This window comes from Streptomyces sp. NPDC002680 (assembly GCF_042889145.1).
GTDB lineage: Bacteria > Actinomycetota > Actinomycetes > Streptomycetales > Streptomycetaceae > Streptomyces > Streptomyces adonidis.
On sequence record NZ_JBIAQP010000005.1, the window covers coordinates 342,897 to 360,544 of the forward strand.

General features: G+C 71.2%; 16 protein-coding genes. 8 read left to right on the top strand and 8 right to left on the bottom strand.

Annotated features, from left to right (window positions below; translation table 11 throughout):
* Positions 1 to 120: 120 nt before the first annotated feature.
* From ACFYXF_RS16290 to ACFYXF_RS16310, 5 genes are all read right to left on the bottom strand, one after another.
* Positions 121 to 3,237, bottom strand: a complete 3,117-nt coding sequence (locus ACFYXF_RS16290) for an efflux RND transporter permease subunit (protein WP_389350215.1) — start codon at positions 3,235 to 3,237, stop codon at positions 121 to 123.
* Positions 3,238 to 3,417: 180 nt separating this feature from the next.
* Positions 3,418 to 4,101, bottom strand: a complete 684-nt coding sequence (locus ACFYXF_RS16295; protein WP_389350216.1) for a response regulator — start codon at positions 4,099 to 4,101, stop codon at positions 3,418 to 3,420.
* 51 nt (positions 4,102 to 4,152) lie between these two features.
* Complete coding sequence (locus ACFYXF_RS16300) at positions 4,153 to 5,382, bottom strand: sensor histidine kinase (protein WP_389350217.1); 1,230 nt, start codon at positions 5,380 to 5,382, stop codon at positions 4,153 to 4,155.
* Positions 5,383 to 5,425: 43 nt separating this feature from the next.
* Positions 5,426 to 5,704 (bottom strand): hypothetical protein, encoded by a 279-nt coding sequence (locus tag ACFYXF_RS16305; RefSeq protein WP_389350218.1) that lies wholly within the window; start codon positions 5,702 to 5,704, stop codon positions 5,426 to 5,428.
* Between the two features lie 21 nt (positions 5,705 to 5,725).
* Positions 5,726 to 6,523 carry a PspA/IM30 family protein gene (locus tag ACFYXF_RS16310; RefSeq protein WP_389350366.1) on the bottom strand — a complete coding sequence of 266 codons (798 nt, stop codon included), beginning with the start codon at positions 6,521 to 6,523 and terminating at the stop codon, positions 5,726 to 5,728.
* 260 nt (positions 6,524 to 6,783) lie between these two features.
* Between ACFYXF_RS16310 and ACFYXF_RS16315 the strand changes: the two genes are divergently transcribed.
* Positions 6,784 to 7,410 (top strand): DUF3043 domain-containing protein, encoded by a 627-nt coding sequence (locus ACFYXF_RS16315; RefSeq protein WP_369036760.1) that lies wholly within the window; start codon positions 6,784 to 6,786, stop codon positions 7,408 to 7,410.
* A gap of 83 nt (positions 7,411 to 7,493) precedes the next feature.
* Complete coding sequence (locus ACFYXF_RS16320; protein WP_389350219.1) at positions 7,494 to 8,201, top strand: class I SAM-dependent methyltransferase; 708 nt, start codon at positions 7,494 to 7,496, stop codon at positions 8,199 to 8,201.
* Positions 8,202 to 8,305: 104 nt separating this feature from the next.
* Here the strand turns inward: ACFYXF_RS16320 and ACFYXF_RS16325 are convergent, their stop codons facing one another.
* Positions 8,306 to 8,521, bottom strand: coding sequence for a hypothetical protein (locus ACFYXF_RS16325; protein ID WP_369036758.1), 216 nt, complete (start codon positions 8,519 to 8,521; stop codon positions 8,306 to 8,308).
* Between the two features lie 115 nt (positions 8,522 to 8,636).
* Here ACFYXF_RS16325 and ACFYXF_RS16330 point away from each other — a divergent pair, with 115 nt between their 5' ends.
* Positions 8,637 to 9,836, top strand: coding sequence for a bifunctional adenosylcobinamide kinase/adenosylcobinamide-phosphate guanylyltransferase (locus tag ACFYXF_RS16330; protein ID WP_389350220.1), 1,200 nt, complete (start codon positions 8,637 to 8,639; stop codon positions 9,834 to 9,836).
* Positions 9,837 to 10,075: 239 nt separating this feature from the next.
* On the opposite strand, the gene ACFYXF_RS16335 is transcribed toward ACFYXF_RS16330, so the two are convergent.
* Positions 10,076 to 10,918: a class I SAM-dependent methyltransferase gene (locus ACFYXF_RS16335; RefSeq protein ID WP_389350221.1), complete on the bottom strand. Its 843-nt coding sequence runs from the start codon at positions 10,916 to 10,918 to the stop codon at positions 10,076 to 10,078.
* A 134-nt stretch (positions 10,919 to 11,052) separates the two neighbouring features.
* Between ACFYXF_RS16335 and cobT the strand changes: the two genes are divergently transcribed.
* Genes cobT through ACFYXF_RS16350 form a run of 3 tightly spaced genes read left to right on the top strand, consistent with a single transcriptional unit; the run spans position 11,053 to position 14,719 of the window.
* The gene (gene cobT / locus ACFYXF_RS16340; RefSeq protein ID WP_389350222.1) at positions 11,053 to 12,165 is read left to right on the top strand and encodes a nicotinate-nucleotide--dimethylbenzimidazole phosphoribosyltransferase; all 1,113 of its coding nucleotides are present in this window, start codon (positions 11,053 to 11,055) and stop codon (positions 12,163 to 12,165) included.
* Positions 12,166 to 12,218: 53 nt separating this feature from the next.
* Positions 12,219 to 14,000, top strand: a complete 1,782-nt coding sequence (locus ACFYXF_RS16345; protein WP_389350223.1) for a phosphatidylglycerol lysyltransferase domain-containing protein — start codon at positions 12,219 to 12,221, stop codon at positions 13,998 to 14,000.
* A gap of 17 nt (positions 14,001 to 14,017) precedes the next feature.
* Positions 14,018 to 14,719: a hypothetical protein gene (locus ACFYXF_RS16350; protein ID WP_389350224.1), complete on the top strand. Its 702-nt coding sequence runs from the start codon at positions 14,018 to 14,020 to the stop codon at positions 14,717 to 14,719.
* Here the strand turns inward: ACFYXF_RS16350 and ACFYXF_RS16355 are convergent.
* The gene (locus tag ACFYXF_RS16355; protein ID WP_389350225.1) at positions 14,656 to 15,423 is read right to left on the bottom strand and encodes a hypothetical protein; all 768 of its coding nucleotides are present in this window, start codon (positions 15,421 to 15,423) and stop codon (positions 14,656 to 14,658) included. The two genes, ACFYXF_RS16350 and ACFYXF_RS16355, sit on opposite strands and share 64 nt — an antisense overlap.
* Positions 15,424 to 15,513: 90 nt before the next feature.
* On the opposite strand from ACFYXF_RS16355, the gene ACFYXF_RS16360 reads away from it, so the two are divergent.
* Entirely contained in the window at positions 15,514 to 16,353 is an 840-nt protein-coding gene (locus ACFYXF_RS16360; protein WP_389350226.1) for an adenosylcobinamide-GDP ribazoletransferase, read from the top strand.
* A gap of 174 nt (positions 16,354 to 16,527) precedes the next feature.
* A complete protein-coding gene (locus ACFYXF_RS16365) occupies positions 16,528 to 17,562 on the top strand; it encodes a hypothetical protein (protein ID WP_389350227.1) in 1,035 nt (344 codons plus the stop codon).
* Positions 17,563 to 17,648 lie beyond the last annotated feature (86 nt).

Sequence of the window (17,648 nt, forward strand, 5' to 3'; positions counted from 1 at the left end):
CCGAATCCCCTTCCCATGTACGGCAGTTCGAGCCACACAATACGGAACCCGATCACGCCGACGGCCGGGTACCGAACCTTGGGGGTTCGGTACCCGGCCGCCATGGGGTCGGACGGACGGTCACACGCCCGCGGGCTCCGCCTCCTGCACCGGGGTGCCCGTCCTGTCGGCCTTCTTCGCCGCCTTCTTCTTCGCCCGCCGTTCCTTCCGCAGCTCCACCATCGCGTAGAGCGTCGGCACCAGGAGCAGCGTCAGGAGCGTCGATGTGATCAGGCCGCCGATGACGACCACCGCGAGCGGCTGGGCGATGAAACCGCCCTCGCCCGTCACGCCCAGCGCCATCGGGAGCAGGGCGAAGATGGTCGCCAGGGCCGTCATCAGGATCGGGCGGAGACGGTGCCTGCCGCCTTCCACCACGGCTTCGACGACTCCGTAGCCCTGGCCGCGGTACTGGTTGATCAGGTCGATCAGCACGATCGCGTTCGTCACCACGATGCCGATCAGCATCAGCATGCCGATCATCGCCGGGACGCCCATCGGCGTGCCTGTGATCACCAGCAGGCCGATCGCGCCGGTCGCCGCGAACGGGATCGACACCAGCAGGATCATCGGCTGGATCAGCGAACGGAACGTCGCCACCAGGAGCATGAAGACGATCGCGATCGCCGCCAGCATCGCCAGCGCCAGGTTCTTGAACGCGTCGTCCTGATCCGAGGTCACCCCGCCGATCTCCGCCGTCGCGCCCTCCGGGAGCTTCAGCGCGTCCAGCTTCGTCGTGAGGTCCGTGCTGACCGCACCCGTGTTGTCGCCGGTCGGGCGAGCGGTGATCGTCGCGGCCCGCTGGCCGTCGATCCGGGTCATCGACACCGGGCCGTCGACGAGCTGTACGTCCGCGATGTCACCGAGCTTCACCGCGCCAAGCCGGAGCGCCTTCAGCTCGTCGAGCGTCTCGGCCGGCTTCGCCGCCCTGATCACGACGTCGCGCTCGGTGTCGTCCAGGATCGCCTTGGCGGCCGTCGTGCCCTTGACCGCCTCGGCCACCGCCGCGCCCAGCGTCTGCTGGTTGTAACCGGCCGCCGCCGCCTTGGAGTTGGCCCGTACCGAGATGCGCGGCACGCTCTGCGCCAGGTTGCTGGTGACGTCGGTGACGTCGTCCAGGCCCGCCACCGTGTCGCGTACCTCGTCCGCCGCCTCGCGCAGGACGTCCGCGTCGGCCGCCTTCACAACCACGCTCAGGTCCTGGCTGCCGAAGCCGTCACCGGCCGCGATGGTGGTCGTACCGATGCCGGAGAGCTTGGCGAGGCCCTCCTCGATCCGGTCCTGGACGTCGTCCGCCGACGCGGAGTCCTCCAGCATGATCTGGTACGAGGCCTGGTTGGTGTCCGTGCCGCCGCCGAAGGCCGCCAGGAAACCGGACGAGCCGATCGTCACCTGGTAGTCCTTGACGCCCTTCACGTCCGCGAGCAGCTGCTCGACCTTCTGCGCCTGTACGTCGGTCGCCGCCAGGCTCGTACCCGGCTTCAACTGCTGCTTGACGGTGAGGACTTCCTGCTCGCCCTGGTCGAAGAAGTTGGTCTTCAGGAGCGGGGCCATGCCGAAGGTGCCGATCAGGACGACCGCCGCGATCGCCACGCTCATCAGCCGGCGCCGGGTCGCGAACCGCAGGACAGGCACGTACACACGCTGGAGCCTGCTCTTCGCCTCCTTCTCCTCGGCCAGCCTGCGGGCCTCGTCCGCGTCGTCCGGGGTGTCCTTGGGGGCGCGCAGGAACCAGTACGAGAGGACGGGTACGACCGTCAGGGAGACCAGGAGCGACGCCAGCAGGGCCGCCGTCACCGTCAGGCTGAACGCGCCGAACAGCTGGCCGACCATGCCGCCGACGAGGCCGATCGGCAGGAACACCGCGACCGTCGTGAGCGTCGAGGACGTCACCGCGCCCGCGACCTCCCTGACCGCCTTGAGGATCGCCTCCTGGCGCTCCTCGCCGTAGCCGAGATGGCGCTTGATGTTCTCCAGGACCACGATCGAGTCGTCGACGACCCGGCCGATCGCGATCGTCAGCGCGCCCAGCGTCAGCATGTTCAGGGACAGGTCCCTGGTCCACAGGACGATCAGCGCCAGGACCACCGACAGCGGGATCGAGACCGCCGTGACGAGGGTCGAGCGGACCGAGGCCAGGAAGACCAGGATCACGATCACCGCGAAGAGCAGGCCGAGGCCGCCCTCCGTGGTCAGGCCCTTGATGGACTTCGCCACCGCCGGGCCCTGGTCGCTGACCACCGTGATGGTCGAACCCGCGCCCAGGTCCTTGCGCATGTCGGCGAGCTTGTCCTCGACCGCGTCCGAGATCGCGACCGCGCTGCCGTCGTTGTCCATCGTGACGCTGACCGCGAGGCTCGGCTTGCCGTCCGTACGGGTGATCGAGTCGGCCTTCGCCGACTCCTGCTTGACGGCCGCGACGTCGGCGAGGCGCACCGGCCTGGCCTGGGAGCCGGGCGCGCCCGTCACCATCAGGTCCTCGATCTGCTGGACCGAGGTGAAGCCGCCGCCGACCTGGACCGTGCGGTTGTTGCCGTCCTCGTCGAAGGAGCCTGCCGGGACGGTCGCGCCGCCCGCCTGGAGCGCCTGGGCGAGGGCCGCGGAGGTGAGGCCCGCCGCCGTCAGCTTCTTGTCGTCCGGGGTGACGGTGATCTGGAGGTCCCGTACCCCGTCGACCGTGACCTGGCCGACGCCGTCGATGGCCCGCAGGTCGGGGACCACCGTGCGGTCGAGCCGGTCGGCGAGGGCCTGCTGGTCCTGGTCGGACGTCACGGCGAGGACGACGGTCGGGATGTCGTCGGTCGAGCCGGCGACGACCTGCGGGTCCACATCGTCCGGGAGCAGCACGCGGGCCCGGTTGACGGCCTGCTGGACGTCGGCCACGAGTTGCTTGGTGTCGTTGCCGAAGTCGAAGGACGCCGTGATCAGGGCGTTGCCCTCGCTGGCCGTGGAGGTGACTCCGGTGATGCCGTCGACGCCTTCGAGGTTGTCCTCGATGGGCTCGACGACCTGCTTCTCCACCACATCGGGGGACGCACCCTGGTAGGGCGCCAGCACGGACACCACCGGGAGTTCGATGGTGGGCAGCAGCTGTTGCTTGAGCTGCGGTATCGCTATCGCTCCGAAGACGATCGCGACGATCGACATCAGCCCTATCAGGGCCCGTTGCGCGAGGCTGAACCTGGACAGCCAGGACATGGGTGAGCGTCTCTCTTCTGTGGCCTGAGCGGAGGAAGGGCGCACGCGTGACACCTACACGCATCACACATATGAGCGCCTGCCCCTACACCCTGAGCCATAGGGCACCCCTGTTTCGTAGCCCTCAGGTCCCGTTTCCTTACCCGGTTCCTACTCCGGCCGCAGTACGCCCTTCGAATCTCACTCCACCCTTGGCCGTACCAGCCCCGACTCGTACGCGATGACGACGAGTTGGGCCCGGTCCCGGGCGCCCAGCTTGGCCATGGCCCGGTTGACGTGCGTCTTCACCGTCAGCGGGCTGACTTCGAGGCGTTCCGCTATCTCGTCGTTGGAGTGCCCGCCGGCCACCTGTACGAGCACCTCGCGCTCCCGTCCGGTCAGCGCGCCCAGCCGCTCGGCGCGGGCCGGGTCGCGGCCGTCGTCCAGGACGTCGCCCTGTGCGAGGAACTGGGCGATCAGCCCCTTGGTGGCGGCCGGTGACAGCAGTGCCTCGCCGCCGAAGGCGACCCGGATGGCGTTGAGCAGTTCGTCGGGCTCGGCCCCCTTGCCGAGAAACCCGGACGCGCCCGCGCGCAGCGACTGCACGACGTACTCGTCGACCTCGAACGTCGTCAGCATGACGACCCGTACATGCGCGAGCCCGGGATCCGCGCTGATCAGCCGGGTCGCGGCCAGCCCGTCAGTCCCCGGCATCCGGATGTCCATCAGCACGACGTCGGCCCGCTGCTCCCGCGCGAGCCGCACCGCCTCCGCCCCGTCGGACGCCTCCCCGACCACCTCCATGTCGGACTCCGAGTCCACGAGCACCCGGAAGGCGCTGCGCAGCAGGGCCTGGTCGTCGGCGAGCAGGACACGGATCGTCATGGGCGGCCCTCACAAATCGTCATGCGCGTTTCATACGTCGTCGTGCGCGGCTCATACGGGGGTGGCGGCGCTGTCCGCGGCTCGCGGGCTGCTCTTCACCGGCAGGATCGCATGCACCCGGAAGCCGCCTCCGTATCGGGGACCTGCGGTGCAGTCGCCGCCGACCGCGGTGACCCGCTCCCGCATCCCGAGCAGCCCGTGCCCGCCGCCCTCCTCCGGCCCGTCGTCCTGCCCGGGCCCGTTGTCGAGCACGGTGATCTCGATGTTCGGGCCCACGCGTACGACGCTGACCTCGGCCTTCGCCTCCGTCCCCGCGTGTTTCTGTACGTTCGTCAGGGCTTCCTGGATCACCCGGTAGGCGGCCAGGTCGATGGCCGCGGGGAGGGTGGTGCCCTGGTCGGCGCGGGCGACCTCGACCTGGAGACCGGCGTTGTGGAAGGTGCCGACCAGCTCGGCGAGCCGGTGCAGACCAGGGGCGGGCTCGGTGGGCGCCTCCGGGTCCCCGGACTGCCTCAGCAGCCCGACGGTCGCGCGCAGCTCGTTCAGTGCGGAGCGGCTGGCCTCCCGTACGTGGGCGAGGGCCTCCTTGGCCTGGTCGGGGCGCTTGTCCATGACGTGCGCGGCGACTCCGGCCTGGACGTTGACGAGGGCGATGTGGTGGGCGACCACGTCGTGCAGATCACGGGCGATCCGCAGCCGCTCCTCGGCCACCCGGCGACGGGCCTCCTCCTCACGGGTGCGTTCGGCCCGCTCGGCGCGCTCTCTTATGGCGTCCACGAAGGCCCTACGGCTGCGTACGGCGTCCCCGGCGGTCGCGGCCATGCCGGTCCAGGCGAAGATGCCGAGGTTTTCCTGCGCGTACCAGGGCAGGGGGCCGGCCAGCATCGCGGAGCCGGTGAGGACGGTCATCGTGAGGAGGCCGACGCGCCAGGTGGTGGGGCGGTCGGTCGTCGACGCGACGGTGTAGAGGGCGATCACGGCGGACATCGCGACGGGGGCGCGGGGATCGGCGGTGATGGACTCGACGACGGAGGCGGTGCCCGTGACCGCGAGCACCTTCATGGGGGCGCGGCGGCGGAAGACGATCGCGGCGGCGCCGAGCACCATGAGGACCAGGCTCAGGGCGTCGGGGTTACGGGCGGTCCAGCCGCCGCCGTGCTTGCCGTGCGGGTCGACGAACGAGGCGGCCAGCATGCAGACGAGGACGGCCGCGGCGAGGGCCACATCCAGCACGAGGGGGTGCGCCTTGAGGTGACGCCGGGCGCGCTGGAGGGTGCTCACGTTTGTCAAGGTAACCCACCTGGGCGTTGAGCCGAATGGAACCTCAGCCCGGGATCAAGCCGTCGTCGCCCAGTAGTTCCCGGACCTCCTCCAGCGTCGCGTCCGGCGACGGGAGGATGAGGTCCGACGGGTCCAGGGCGTTGTCCGGCAGGGGTTCGCCGAGATCGCGGACCTTGTCCAGCAGGAGGTGGAGGGTGCGGCGGAAGCCGGGGCCGTCGCCGGTCTCCATCTCCGCCAGGAGCACGTCGTCCAGCTTGTTGAGTTCGGTGAGGTGGCTGTCCGCCAGCCTCACCTGCCCCTCCCCCATGATCCGTACGATCATGTCGCCCTCCTCAGGCGTGGGCTACTGCTTGTCGAACCGCGGAGTGTCCTTCGGCTGCTGCTGGGACTGCTGCTGGCCCGCACCGCCCTCGATGGCCTGCTGTCCCGACGACGAACCGCCGGCCAGCTCGGCCTTCATGCGCTGCAGCTCCAGCTCCACATCCGTACCACCGGAGAGCCGGTCCAGCTCGGCCTGGATGTCGTCCTTCGCCATGCCCGTGGGGTCGTCGAGGGCGCCCGAGGCGAGCAGCTCGTCGATCGCGCCGGCCCGCGCCTGGAGCTGGGCCGTCTTGTCCTCGGCCCGCTGGATCGCCAGGCCGACGTCGCCCATCTCCTCGGAGATGCCGGTGAACGCCTCGCCGATCCGGGTCTGGGCCTGGGCGGCGGTGTACGTCGCCTTGATCGTCTCCTTCTTCGTACGGAAGGCGTCGACCTTGGCCTGGAGGCGCTGCGCCGCAAGGGTGAGCTTCTCCTCCTCGCCCTGGAGGGTCTGGTGCTGTGTCTCCAGATCGGTCACCTGCTGCTGGAGGGCGGCACGGCGCGAGAGCGCCTCACGGGCCAGGTCCTCACGGCCCAGCGCGAGCGCCTTGCGGCCCTGGTCCTCCAGCGTGGAGGACTGCTTGTTCAGCTGGGCGAGCTGCAGCTCCAGGCGCTTGCGGCTGGTCGCCACGTCGGCGACTCCGCGGCGCACCTTCTGGAGCAGTTCCAGCTGCTTCTGGTACGAGTAATCGAGGGTTTCGCGCGGGTCCTCGGCCCGGTCAAGGGCCTTGTTCGCCTTCGCGCGGAAGATCATCCCCATACGCTTCATGACACCGCTCATGGGCTTCGCGCGCCCCCTTCTGACGGACTCCAGCTCCAGCACCTGCAACAGGACCAACAGTACGGGCCCTGCCTCCATTACCGCACTGTTCCGGGCCCGATGCGCTCATCCCCAAGGACGACTGCGATCTGTCCCACTCCGGCGTAGGGAGTAGGTGGCCCCCTACTGTCTGTCCACTGTTCTCTCCCTCGTCCGGTGTTGTTCCCGTGCTTCTACAGACGTCCGGTGTTGCCGGATCGTTCCCCACTCGGCTGGGGTCCATGCCCCGATACCCCTTACCCTTGGGTTTTGTGTTCCGTAGCCGCGCCAAGGAAGAGAAGGCCCCCGCCGACAAGGCGGCCGTGACCGACTCCAAGCAGACCCGTGACCCGCAGGCCCCGAAGGGCAGGCCCACTCCCAAGCGGAGCGAGGCCCAGACCCAGCGCCGCAGCGTGGCCAATACGCCGAAGACGCGCAAGGAGGGGGCCAAGCGACAGCGCGAGGAGCGCCGTGCCGCGATGGACCGCCAGCGCCAGGCCCTCGCCAGCGGGGACGAGCGTTATCTCCCCGCCCGCGACAAGGGCCCGGTGCGCCGCTTCTCGCGCGACTTCGTGGACTCGCGCTTCTGTGTCGCCGAGTTCTTCCTGCCGATGGCCGTCGTCATCCTCGTGCTGAGCATGGTGCGGGTCGGCGCGCTGCAGAGCATCGCGCTGCTGCTGTGGCTCTTCGTGATCGTGCTGATCATCGTCGACTCGGTCGGTATCGCGATCCGGCTGCGCAAGCAGCTGGCCGCCCGCTTCCCGAACGAGCGGACGAAGGGCGCGGTCGCCTACGCGCTGATGCGCTCCCTCCAGATGCGTCGCCTCCGGCTGCCGAAGCCGCAGGTCAAGCGCGGAGAGCGGCCCTGAGCACTACGCCTTTCTCCGGGGGAGCGGCGGATGCCTGGCTGCACAGGCTGGGCGGGCTGCGGAATGTCGTACGGCAGGAACTGGTGGCCCGGCAGCTCGACGAGCAGATAGCCGGGCGGTTTCCGGTCGGGCAGCGGTTGCGGGTCCTTGACGTCGGTATGGGCCAGGGCACGCAGGCGCTGCGGCTGGCCCGGGCCGGTCATCAGGTCACCGGTGTCGAGAAGGACCCGAAGATGCTCGGCGCGGCCCGCGAGGCCCTCGCCGCCGAGCCGGAGGGCATCCGTGACCGCGTCCGTCTCTTCGAGAGCGACGGCCGCGACACCGGGGTGCACTTCCTCCCGGGCAGCTTCGACGTGGTGCTCTGCCATGGCGTACTGATGTACGTCGAACTGCCGGACGCCCTGCTGGCGGGGCTGGCGCGGATGCTGGCGCCGGGTGGGCTGTTGTCGTTGCTGGTGCGCAACGGGGACGCCCTGGCCATGCGGGCGGGGCTTGCCGGGGACTGGGCAGGTGCCCTGGGTGCCTTCGACACGGACTCCTACACGAACCGGCTCGGGCTTGAAGTGCGGGCCGATCGGTTGTCGGTGTTGACGGGGACGCTTGCGGGGATCGGGGCGCCGTTGCACGCGTGGTACGGGGTGCGGGTGTTTACGGATACGGCGTCCGACGACGCCGAGATTCCGGGCGAGGCCGAGGTTGAGGCGTTGCTGGCCGTGGAGGAGCGGGCGGGGCGGACGGATCCCTATCGGCAGGTGGCTGCGTTGCTGCACCTGTGTGGGGTTCGGGGCTGAGGGGTTGTATGTTGGCCACCGGCCGGTGGGGGCTGGTCGCGCAGTTCCCCGCGCCCCTAAAGCGCCCCTGAAGGGGCGCTTTAGGGGCGCCCCTTCAGGTACCGCTACGCGTCCTGGGCGTCGTGCAGGCTCATCGGGCCGTAGATCTCTGTCGTGTCCTCGAAGAGCCGTACCTGGTCCGTGCCGCCTGCGAGAAGGTCCTTCCAGTACTCACCGATCCAGGACTCGGCGTCCCCCTGCGTCGTGAACTCCTCGGGCTCCACCGCGGGCTGGACCTCCGCCCCGTCGGTCTTCTCGAACCGCCACGTCCATGCCGCCATGTACGCCTCCCAGATGTGAACCGCTGCAGACCAGGAGCCTGATCTTGCTCCGGCTCCTGGTCCGAGAGCCTATCCGGACGCGCAAGACCTGCGGGGACACGCGAAAATCAGGTTCGTGGAACTCACTCTGCTCGGCACCGGTGCCCCCGCGGGACTCCCCCGCCCCGACTGTGCGTGCGCGGCCTGTACCGGCGCGCTCGGCGTGCACGCGCGGGCGGCCACCGCGCTGCTCGTGGACGGCTCGCTGTTGCTCGACCTCACCCCCGGCGCCGTACTCGCGGCCGCGCGCGCGGGGCACTCCCTGGGCGGCGTGCGGCAGGTGCTGCTGTCGCATCCGCACGACGGGCCCGCCGTCGAGGTGCCGGCGGGGCTGCCGCAGCCCGGACGGGTGCCGGACGGGCGGGAGTTGGCGCTGCTGACCGGGCACCGGGTGCGCGCGGTCCCGATGGACGCGCCGGGCACGGGGTACGCGGTGACCGGTCCGGACGGGCAGCGGCTGCTGTATCTGCCGCCGGGTGGGGCGCCGTCCGGGCTGGACGAGAACGGTCCCGCGTACGACATGGTCCTCGCGGATGTCGTGGGGCGGCCGGACGCGCTGGCCCGGCTGCGGGCGGTGGGTGCGCTCGGGCCGGCCACGGACGTGATCGCCGTCCATCTGGACCATGACGTGCCGCCGGGTGCGGAGCTGCGGCGCAGGCTCGCGGCGGCGGGTGCGCGGGCGGTGGCGGACGGTACGACGTTGACGGTCGGGGTGTACGAGGACGTGCCGGACGTGCCTCGGCGGACGCTGGTGCTGGGGGGTGCGCGCTCCGGGAAGTCGGTGGAGGCTGAGCGGCGGTTGGAGGCGTTTCCGGATGTGCTGTACGTGGCGACGGGCGGGGCGCGGAACGGGGACGGGGAGTGGGCGGCGCGGGTGCACGCGCATCGGGAGCGGCGGCCTGGGTCGTGGAGTACCGCCGAGACCTGCGACCTCGTGCCGCTGCTGGAGGAGGACGGGGCGCCGCTCCTCATCGACTGTCTGTCGTTGTGGCTGACGGATGCGATGGATCGGGTGGGGGCGTGGGACGACGCGGAGTGGGCGGGGGGTGGGGAGAAGGAGCTGCGGCGGCGGGTACGGGAGTTGACGGGGGCGGTTCGTTCCACGCGCCGAACTGTCGTCGCCGTGTCGAACGAGGTGGGCTCGGGGATCGTCCCGGCGACGGCGTCCGGACGCCGCTACCGCGACGAGCTGGGACGCCTGAACTCGGCGTTCGGGGCGGAGTGCGAGCACGTACTGCTGGTGGTGGCGGGCCAGGCGGTCGTACTCCGGGGCTGAGGCCGGGTGTGGCTGGGGTGAGGGTGGGTCGCGCAGCCCGGCGCTGTACGGGGTGCCGCTGCGCCCACCCGTGCCGCCCCTAGCGGCACGCATGCCCGCAGCTATGCGGATTGGCGCGCCCCGTAGGGGGCGCGAGGAACTGCGCGCTCAACCCCCACCGGCCCGCAGCCGGGCAGCTAGGGACGGGCGGGTCTTCAGGGGCGCGGGGAACTGCGCGACCAGCCCCCGCCGGGCCGCGGCTACCGCACCGCCCCTCCCCTCCTCGCGATGATTCGGTACGTGTTCGCCAAGCGCGCCCTGCGCAGCAGAGCCTGCGGCTCGCGGCGATCCGTCGTGATGATCGTGCAGCGCTGGGACTCCAGTTCCGTCACCAGGTTCGCCGGCGGCATCAGGTGGAGGTGGCGAGGCTGGGCGTACCACGGCCACCACCTCCCCAGCAGCGTGCCGACCGCACAGTGCGGATCCGGGACCTCGATCAGAAGGTGACCGCCCGGCCGCAGGACCCGAAGAGCCGCGCGGAGTTCCTCACGGGGATCCGGCGTGTGCTCCAGGTGATGGAACATGCTGACGACGTCGTAGCGGGCGCGCAGGCCGTTGACGATCCTCTCGTCGGTCAGGCGGCCCCGGTACGCCTCCTCGATGTGGCCCGAGGCGCGGGCCTTCTGGACGCGGCGGGTGGTGTCCACCCCGTCGAACGCCGTGTAAGGGAAATAGCGCTTCGCCGCCGCCGGGAACGCCCCCTCCCCCGTCCCCACGTCCAGCCAGCTCTCCGGCTCCGGAAAGCGCAGCATCGCCCGGGCCGCCGCCCGGTGCCGACGGGCCGCGACCGGGTGCCGGGCCTCGGGCAGGTCCCGGTGGTGGAAGGCGAGGCCCTCCGCGGTGAGGCGCGGGTTCTGGAAGGCGTGCGCGCAGTCCCCGCACTCGTCGACCACGAACGTCCCCGGCCCGCGCCGCCCCCGCTGTCGGAGGTCCGGCGCTCGCAGGCGGGTGCGTAGCCGCTTCGAACCGCACCAGGGGCAGTTCTCCCGACGCGGCTCGTGGAACCCGTCGATCGTCCCGGTCTCCTGTGGGGCGGGGGGCATGGGCGGCTCCTGCCGACTGCGGTGCTCCGACATTGCGTATCAAAACGTTACGTAGGGGATCGTGATCCCGGGTGCAATGACATGGCTTCCACGTGGCGGCGCCCTGTTCGATCGCTGCCGGTACTGTTCGGCGAATGAGCTCGCTTAATCTCGACGACTTCACCGATCTGATCGAGCGTCCCGACGGCGGTGTGCGCCGCGACGCGGAGGCGCGCAGGGAGCGCCAGATCGTGCCGCCCGGATCACTCGGGCGCCTCGACGACCTGGGTGAGTGGCTGGCGGCGGCGCAGTCCTCCGTACCGGTGAAGCCGGTCGAACGGCCGCGTGTCGTGCTGTTCGCGGGGGATCACGGGATCGCCGGGCAGGGCGTGTCGGCGCGGCCCGCCGGCAGCGCCGATCAGTCGGTCCGGGCCGTGCTCGACGGGTCCAGCCCCGTCGCCGTGCTCGCACGCCGGCTCGGGGTGCCCGTACGGGTCGTCGACATGGCGCTGGACTGCGAACCGGACGCCCTGCCCGACGGGGTCGCCGGGCACCGGGCGCGGCGCGGCAGCGGGCGGATCGACATCGAGGACGCGCTGACCCTGGAGGAGGCGGAGGCCGCCTTCCTCGCGGGGGTCGCCGTGGCCGACGAGGAGGCCGACTCCGGTACGGATCTGGTGGTCCTCGGCGATGTGAGCGTCGGCGGGACCACGCCCGCGTCAGTGCTGGTGGCCGCGTTGTGCGGGACAGACGCCTCCGTCGTCACCGGGCGGGGCGGGCTGCCGATCGACGACCTGGCGTGGATGCGCAAGTGCGCCGCGATCCGTGACGCGCTGCGGCGGGCCCGGCCGGTGCTCGGGGACCAGTTGCAGCTCCTCGCCACGGTGGGCGGCGCCGATCTCGCCGCGACGACCGGGTTCCTGTTGCAGGCCGCGGTGCGCAAGATGCCGGTGATCCTGGACGGTGTCGTATCGGCCGCCTGTGCGCTGGTCGGCCAGCGGATCGCCTTCCGGGCGCCGGACTGGTGGCTCGCCGGGCACAACAGCGGGGAGCCGGCCCAGGCGAAGGCCCTGGACCGGATGGCGCTGGAGCCGCTGCTCGACCACGGCGTGACCGTGGGCGAGGGTGCCGGGGCACTGCTGGCCCTGCCGCTGGTGCAGGCCGCGGCGGCCCTGGCGGCAGAGCTTCCCGAGGTCCCCGAGGCGCCCAAGACGGAGGAGGCGACTCCCGAGGTCACGGCGGAGACCTCCGAGGCAGAGGGCCTCTGACCGGCGGGACACATGGGGCACACGGCATGAAATGCCCCATATGATCTCCCTCTATGGGAGATGCCCCGCTCGCGCCGAACGTTCAGCGACGCCCCAGCACCACCGCCTCACGGCGAGCCGCCGCGTTCGCCGTCTGGTATCTGCGGGTCGTCACCTTCGTCAATCTCCTCAGCGCGGTGTGGGTCTCCTTCGGGAACGACGTACGGCGGCACAACGAGGAGAACTTCTACACGCCGTACCTGCTGACCGCCGGTTTCGCCTCCGGTGTGTTCACGATGTTCCTCGCGATCACCATGCGGCGCCGCAAACGGGCCGCCTGGATCCTGAACATCGTGCTCGGCTCGCTGTTCCTGCTGCTGTTCGCGCTCGCGATGTTCTTCGCGGAGATCCGGGAGCACGCGCAGAACTGGGTCTCGCTCGTCCTCACCGCGGCCTTCGTCGCCGCGCTCGTCGTGGGAAAGCGGGAGTTCTACGCCAAGGGCGACCGGTCCAACCCGCGGCTCGCCGCCGCCGTCGCGGTCGGCGGGCTGCTCGTCTGCTCGCTCCTCGCCGCGCTCCTCGTCACCGTCGCCAACCAGGCGGACGACAGCCACCGTTCGACGTTCCTGGAGCGCTGGTACTACGGCACGATGCGGCTGATCTCCGTCGCCGCCGACGACTCGGGCTTCACGGGGATCTCGACGCCCAACTGGGTCGACGTCGTCATCAACGTCATGAGTACGCTGCTGATCCTCGCCGTCCTCTACGTCGCCTTCCGCTCCCGTCGTGCCGTCGACCCGCTCACCGAGGACGACGAGACCCGGCTGCGCGCCCTGCTCGACCGCAACGGCGACCGCGACTCCCTCGGCTACTTCGCCCTGCGCCGCGAGAAGAGCGTCATCTGGTCCCCCACCGGCAAGGCCGCCGTCGCCTACCGCGTCGTCGGCGGGGTCTCGCTCGCCGCCGGTGATCCGATCGGCGACCCGGAGGCCTGGCCCGGCGCCATCGACCCCTGGCTCGCCGAGGCCCGCGTCCACGGCTGGATCCCGGCCGTGATGGGGGCGGGCGAGGAGGCCGGGACGGTGTACGCGCGGCACGGTCTCGACGCCCTCGAACTCGGCGACGAGGCGATCGTGGAGACCGCCGAGTTCACGTTGGAGGGGCGGGCCATGCGGACCGTCCGGCAGGCCTACAACCGGGTCAAGCGGGCCGGGTACACCGTGCGCGTCCGCCGTCACGCGGACGTCCCGGCCGAGGAGATGTCGTACCTCCTCCAGCGCGCCGACGACTGGCGGGACGGCGAGACCGAGCGCGGGTTCAGCATGGCGCTCGGACGGCTCGGCGACCCGGAGGACGGACAGTGCGTGATGCTCGAATGCGCGGATAGCCGCGCGGGGGGAGGCGGCGAGTTGAGGGCCGTGCTCTCCTTCGTGCCCTGGGGGCCGAACGGCCTCTCGCTCGACCTCATGCGGCGCGACCGGGACTCCGACAACGGGCTGATGGAGTTCATGGTGATCGAGCTGCTCCAGCGCGCCCAGGAGATCGGGATCACTCAGGTGTCGCTCAACTTCGCGATGTTCCGTTCCGTCTTCGAACGTGGCGGGCGCATCGGCGCGGGGCCGGTGCTGAGGCTGTGGCGGTCGCTGCTCGGCTTCTTCTCCCGCTGGTGGCAGATCGAGTCGCTGTACCGCGCCAACGCGAAGTACCGGCCCATCTGGGAACCCCGGTTCCTGCTCTTCGAGAAGAGCGCGGACCTGCCGCGCATCGGCATCGCCGCGGCCCGCGCGGAGGGCTTCCTGGAGGCACCGGGACTGCCGAAGTGGCTGCACCGGAAGCACCTGGAGTCGAAGAGATGACAGCGGGGAGTTGAGTGATGGGTACGGTCGTCCGCTGGGCCCGCGCCGAGTGGGGGCCCTTGTACGACGCCGTACGTGAGCCCCTTTTCCGGCGCCGGTGGCGGGCGCTGCCCATGACGCTCGGCGCCGTCTGTCTCACCGCGCTCGTCCAGTTCACGCAGAACCAGTCCTGGGGCTACCGGTTCGTGCAGAACCTCGGTGCCGTCCGCGCCGAGGACCCCCTCTGGCCGGCGCTGCTCCGCACCCCGCTCTCCCTCTTCGTGCCCGCCCTCGACCTGCCGGTGTGGGGCGCACTGGCGCAGATCCTGGTCGTCTTCGGCATCGCGGAGATCTGCCTCGGCTGGTGGCGCACCCTCGTCATCGCGTACGTCGCCACCCTCGCGGGCACGCTCTACGCGCGCGTGGGGATCGCCGTGGGCCCGTCGGGCTTCCTCGGGCTGCCCGGCGCGGACGCGCATGTCGTGGACACCGGCCCGTCGGCGGCCGTGGTGGGCCTCGCCGTGTTCCTGGGCTGGCGCTACCGGGCGTACGTGACCGCCGGTGCGGTGATCGTCGCGATGGTGGTGGAGGTGGTCCTCAAGGACAACCTCGCGGGCAAGGAGCACCTGGCGGCCATCGTGGCCGTACTCGTCCTGTGCGGGGTCTCGGCGCTGCGTCACGGACGTACGACGGGAGCCCGGGCGGGCTCGGGGTCGGGCTTGCCGCCGATCAGGTCCTGAATGCGGCGGCGGGGGCCGGCCCAGCGGCGGTCGTGGCGGTAGGCGCGCAGGGTGGAGAGGGAACGGGAGCGCGGGCGGCGGACGTAGAAGCGCTTCGCCCAGGGCGAGCCGGGGCGGGCCAGCCGGATCGCGCCGATGATCGCGACGAAGGGGACGATCACGCCGAAGATCGCCGTGCGGGGCTTGCCCTTGCTCAGGGCGAGGAGGGAGAAGAGGAAGTTGATGCCGACGCTGACCATGGCGCCGCCCCGGTTCTGGAGGTCCTCGTCGCTGAGGTCGTTCACGCCGAACGGCAGGAAGCCCAGGAGGACCAGGCCGACCAGGGCCGCCGTCAGCACCACCACCTCTACGCTCTGCCGGCCGGCCTCGGTCCAGTAGACGTCGTCGAGGTGCAGGATCAGCGCGAACTCGTCCAGCACCAGACCCGCGCCCATCCCGAAGAGCACCGCGCACAGGCCCGCGCCGAACCCGTGCTGTCCGCTGGCCACGGCCCCGAACCCGCCCACGACGGTCAGGACGACCCCGGGCACGACGTGATGGATGTGCATCCCGCCCGCCTTGACGTTGCCGAACGGGCCCTTGCCCGCGCGGATCATCCGGGTGACGACCCGGGTGATGAGGAACGTCAGGACGAAGGCGGCGAGCGCCAGGAGCAGCGGCAGCTTGCCCGGCTCGATGATGTTCCGCTCCAGCCAATGACCCATGCGCGCACTTTATCCGCTTATACGACGTTATCGACTGCTTGCCTCACCGGCGCCCTGGGCAGGTCGCACCGTCACGGGTACTCTGCGCCGGTGTCCACGCCTCCGCCGCCCACCGAGCCGCCCAGGCCCTCCGAGCCTCCGTCCGACTCCCCGCCCTCCGATCCCCTGGACGGGCTCCGGTTCGCCTTCGGCACGCTGACCGTGCTGCCGGTGAAGGTGACCCGCTGGGACCGGGACGCGGCGCGCGGCGGGATGCTGTGCGCGCCGGTGGCCGGTCTGGCCGTCGGTGCGTGTGCCGCCCTGACCGGTCTGCTGCTGCTCTTCCTGGGCGCGGGTGCGCTGCTCGCCGCCGTCGCCACGGCCGCCGTGCCCGCCGTGCTCACCCGGGGGCTGCATCTCGACGGTCTCGCCGACACCGCCGACGGGCTGGGCAGCGGCAAGCCCGCCGAGGACGCGCTGCGCATCATGAAGCAGTCGGACATCGGCCCGTTCGGGGTGATCGCCCTCCTGTTCGTGCTGCTGGCCCAGGTGGCCGCGCTCGCACAGCTGTACGGCGACTCATGGGCCCGGGGTGCGCTCGCCGCCGTCGTCTCGGCGACCGCCGCCCGGCTGGCCCTCACGCTCGCCGCCCGCACGGGCGTACCGGCCGCGCGGCCCGAGGGGCTGGGGGCGGCGGTCGCGGGCACGGTGCCGGTGCGCTCGGCGTTGCTCGTGGCGGCCCTGGTCGCCGCCCTGGCGGCCGGCTACGGGGCGTTCTTCGGGGCATTCGACATCGTCCGTACGGCCTTCGCGGTCATCGTGGCCTGCGCCGCCGCCGAACTCCTCCTCCAGCGCTGCACGCGCCGCTTCGGCGGGGTCACCGGCGACGTCTTCGGCGCCCTGGCGGAGACGGCGGCGACGACGGCGCTGGTCGTGCTGTCGCTGGGGTAGTGCGGACGGGCGCCTCCTCGGACGCGGAGCCCAACTCGGGCTCTCCGCAGACCACTTGACCACGGGTGAGCCACCGGAACGCGGCCAGGATTCATATCGAACCCCGGTACGATCTGCGCTTCAGCGGCGCCGGACGCGTTCGGCGCGACCCTCGTGGAAGGACACCGAGACACAGTGCAGGCTCCGCTGCCACGCCGGTCGAAGGGGCCGTCGGCGATCGCCGCGGCCTCCGCTGCCGTCGCCAACTCGGATTCCGGGTCCGAGGACGATTCCGAGCCCCGCCCGGAACCCGAGGCCCCGACACCGCCGTTGTCCGCGGCGGCGGCCGCGTTCGTGGTGGAGGAGCTGGCAGAACCCGCGACGCCCGCGCAGACATCGGCGCAGCCCGCGAAGACCGTGAAAGCCACTGTCGCGCCGCCTCCGGCCGGGCGGCGGTTGCCCCAAGTCGCCCTGCTGGCCGGTGCCATCGTGGTCGGGGCCGCGCTGATCGGCGGTGCCATCCTCGCGGTCGGCGCCGATGACGACGACGGGCAGGCGTCGGCGTCGCCGCCGAGTGCCGTACCGGGCACCACCCAGGGCGGCGGGCCGTCCGCGAGCGAGCCGAGCAGGCCCGGCTCGGCCTCGCCGTCCGTCTCGCTGTCCGCCTCGCCGTCGGCGAACCGCACCAGCGCGTCGCCGAAGTCACCGACCGCGGAACCCACCAAGGACAGCGGTGCCGGCGCGCCCGTCCAGGACAAGCCGTCCGCCACCGTGGCCGCCGACGACAGCGGCAGTACCGCGAACGGGTCGGTCAGCGTCGATGCCGACACCTCCTGCACCGCCACCGCGGGTTCCGGCGCCATGACCGGCTACTTCGCCTGCGCATCCGCCGGAAACGTCCGCCTCCAGGTCACCTTCCACACCTCGGAGCGCTTCCTGCACGCCTTCTTCGACACCGACGGCAACACCGCGACCGGTTACCGGCTCCCCTATCCGTCACCCTCGGCCCTCGGCGCCGACTACATGATCGAGAACGGCGTCCTCTACCGGAGCCGGTCGACCAGCTGGAAATGGAGCGAGATCACAGCCCGTCCCACGGAGACGGTCAGCGGCTCCACCTACACCTGGACGCTGCCGCTGAGCCGGCTCGGCTCACCGACGGGTACGCAGCGGGTGCAGTTCAACGCCGGAACCGACTTCACTCCGGTACTCACCTTCAGCCCGAAGTAGCCTATCCGCTCCGCAGAAGCGAAACCGGACACCGAGCGTAGGCTCGTGCCGGGTGTACCAACCCCGGTACGGACTACCCCAAGGGC

Excerpts from the sequence above, each read along its gene's own strand:
- ACFYXF_RS16290 (WP_389350215.1), bottom strand. The coding sequence starts at position 3,237 with ATGTCCTGGCTGTCCAGGTTCAGCCTCGCGCAACGGGCCCTGATAGGG.
- ACFYXF_RS16295 (WP_389350216.1), bottom strand. The coding sequence starts at position 4,101 with ATGACGATCCGTGTCCTGCTCGCCGACGACCAGGCCCTGCTGCGCAGC.
- ACFYXF_RS16305 (WP_389350218.1), bottom strand. The coding sequence starts at position 5,704 with ATGATCGTACGGATCATGGGGGAGGGGCAGGTGAGGCTGGCGGACAGC.
- ACFYXF_RS16310 (WP_389350366.1), bottom strand. The coding sequence starts at position 6,523 with ATGAGCGGTGTCATGAAGCGTATGGGGATGATCTTCCGCGCGAAGGCG.
- ACFYXF_RS16315 (WP_369036760.1), top strand. The coding sequence starts at position 6,784 with ATGCCCCGATACCCCTTACCCTTGGGTTTTGTGTTCCGTAGCCGCGCC.
- ACFYXF_RS16325 (WP_369036758.1), bottom strand. The coding sequence starts at position 8,521 with ATGGCGGCATGGACGTGGCGGTTCGAGAAGACCGACGGGGCGGAGGTC.
- ACFYXF_RS16335 (WP_389350221.1), bottom strand. The coding sequence starts at position 10,918 with ATGCCCCCCGCCCCACAGGAGACCGGGACGATCGACGGGTTCCACGAG.
- cobT (WP_389350222.1), top strand. The coding sequence starts at position 11,053 with ATGAGCTCGCTTAATCTCGACGACTTCACCGATCTGATCGAGCGTCCC.
- ACFYXF_RS16345 (WP_389350223.1), top strand. The coding sequence starts at position 12,219 with ATGGGAGATGCCCCGCTCGCGCCGAACGTTCAGCGACGCCCCAGCACC.
- ACFYXF_RS16350 (WP_389350224.1), top strand. The coding sequence starts at position 14,018 with ATGGGTACGGTCGTCCGCTGGGCCCGCGCCGAGTGGGGGCCCTTGTAC.
- ACFYXF_RS16355 (WP_389350225.1), bottom strand. The coding sequence starts at position 15,423 with ATGGGTCATTGGCTGGAGCGGAACATCATCGAGCCGGGCAAGCTGCCG.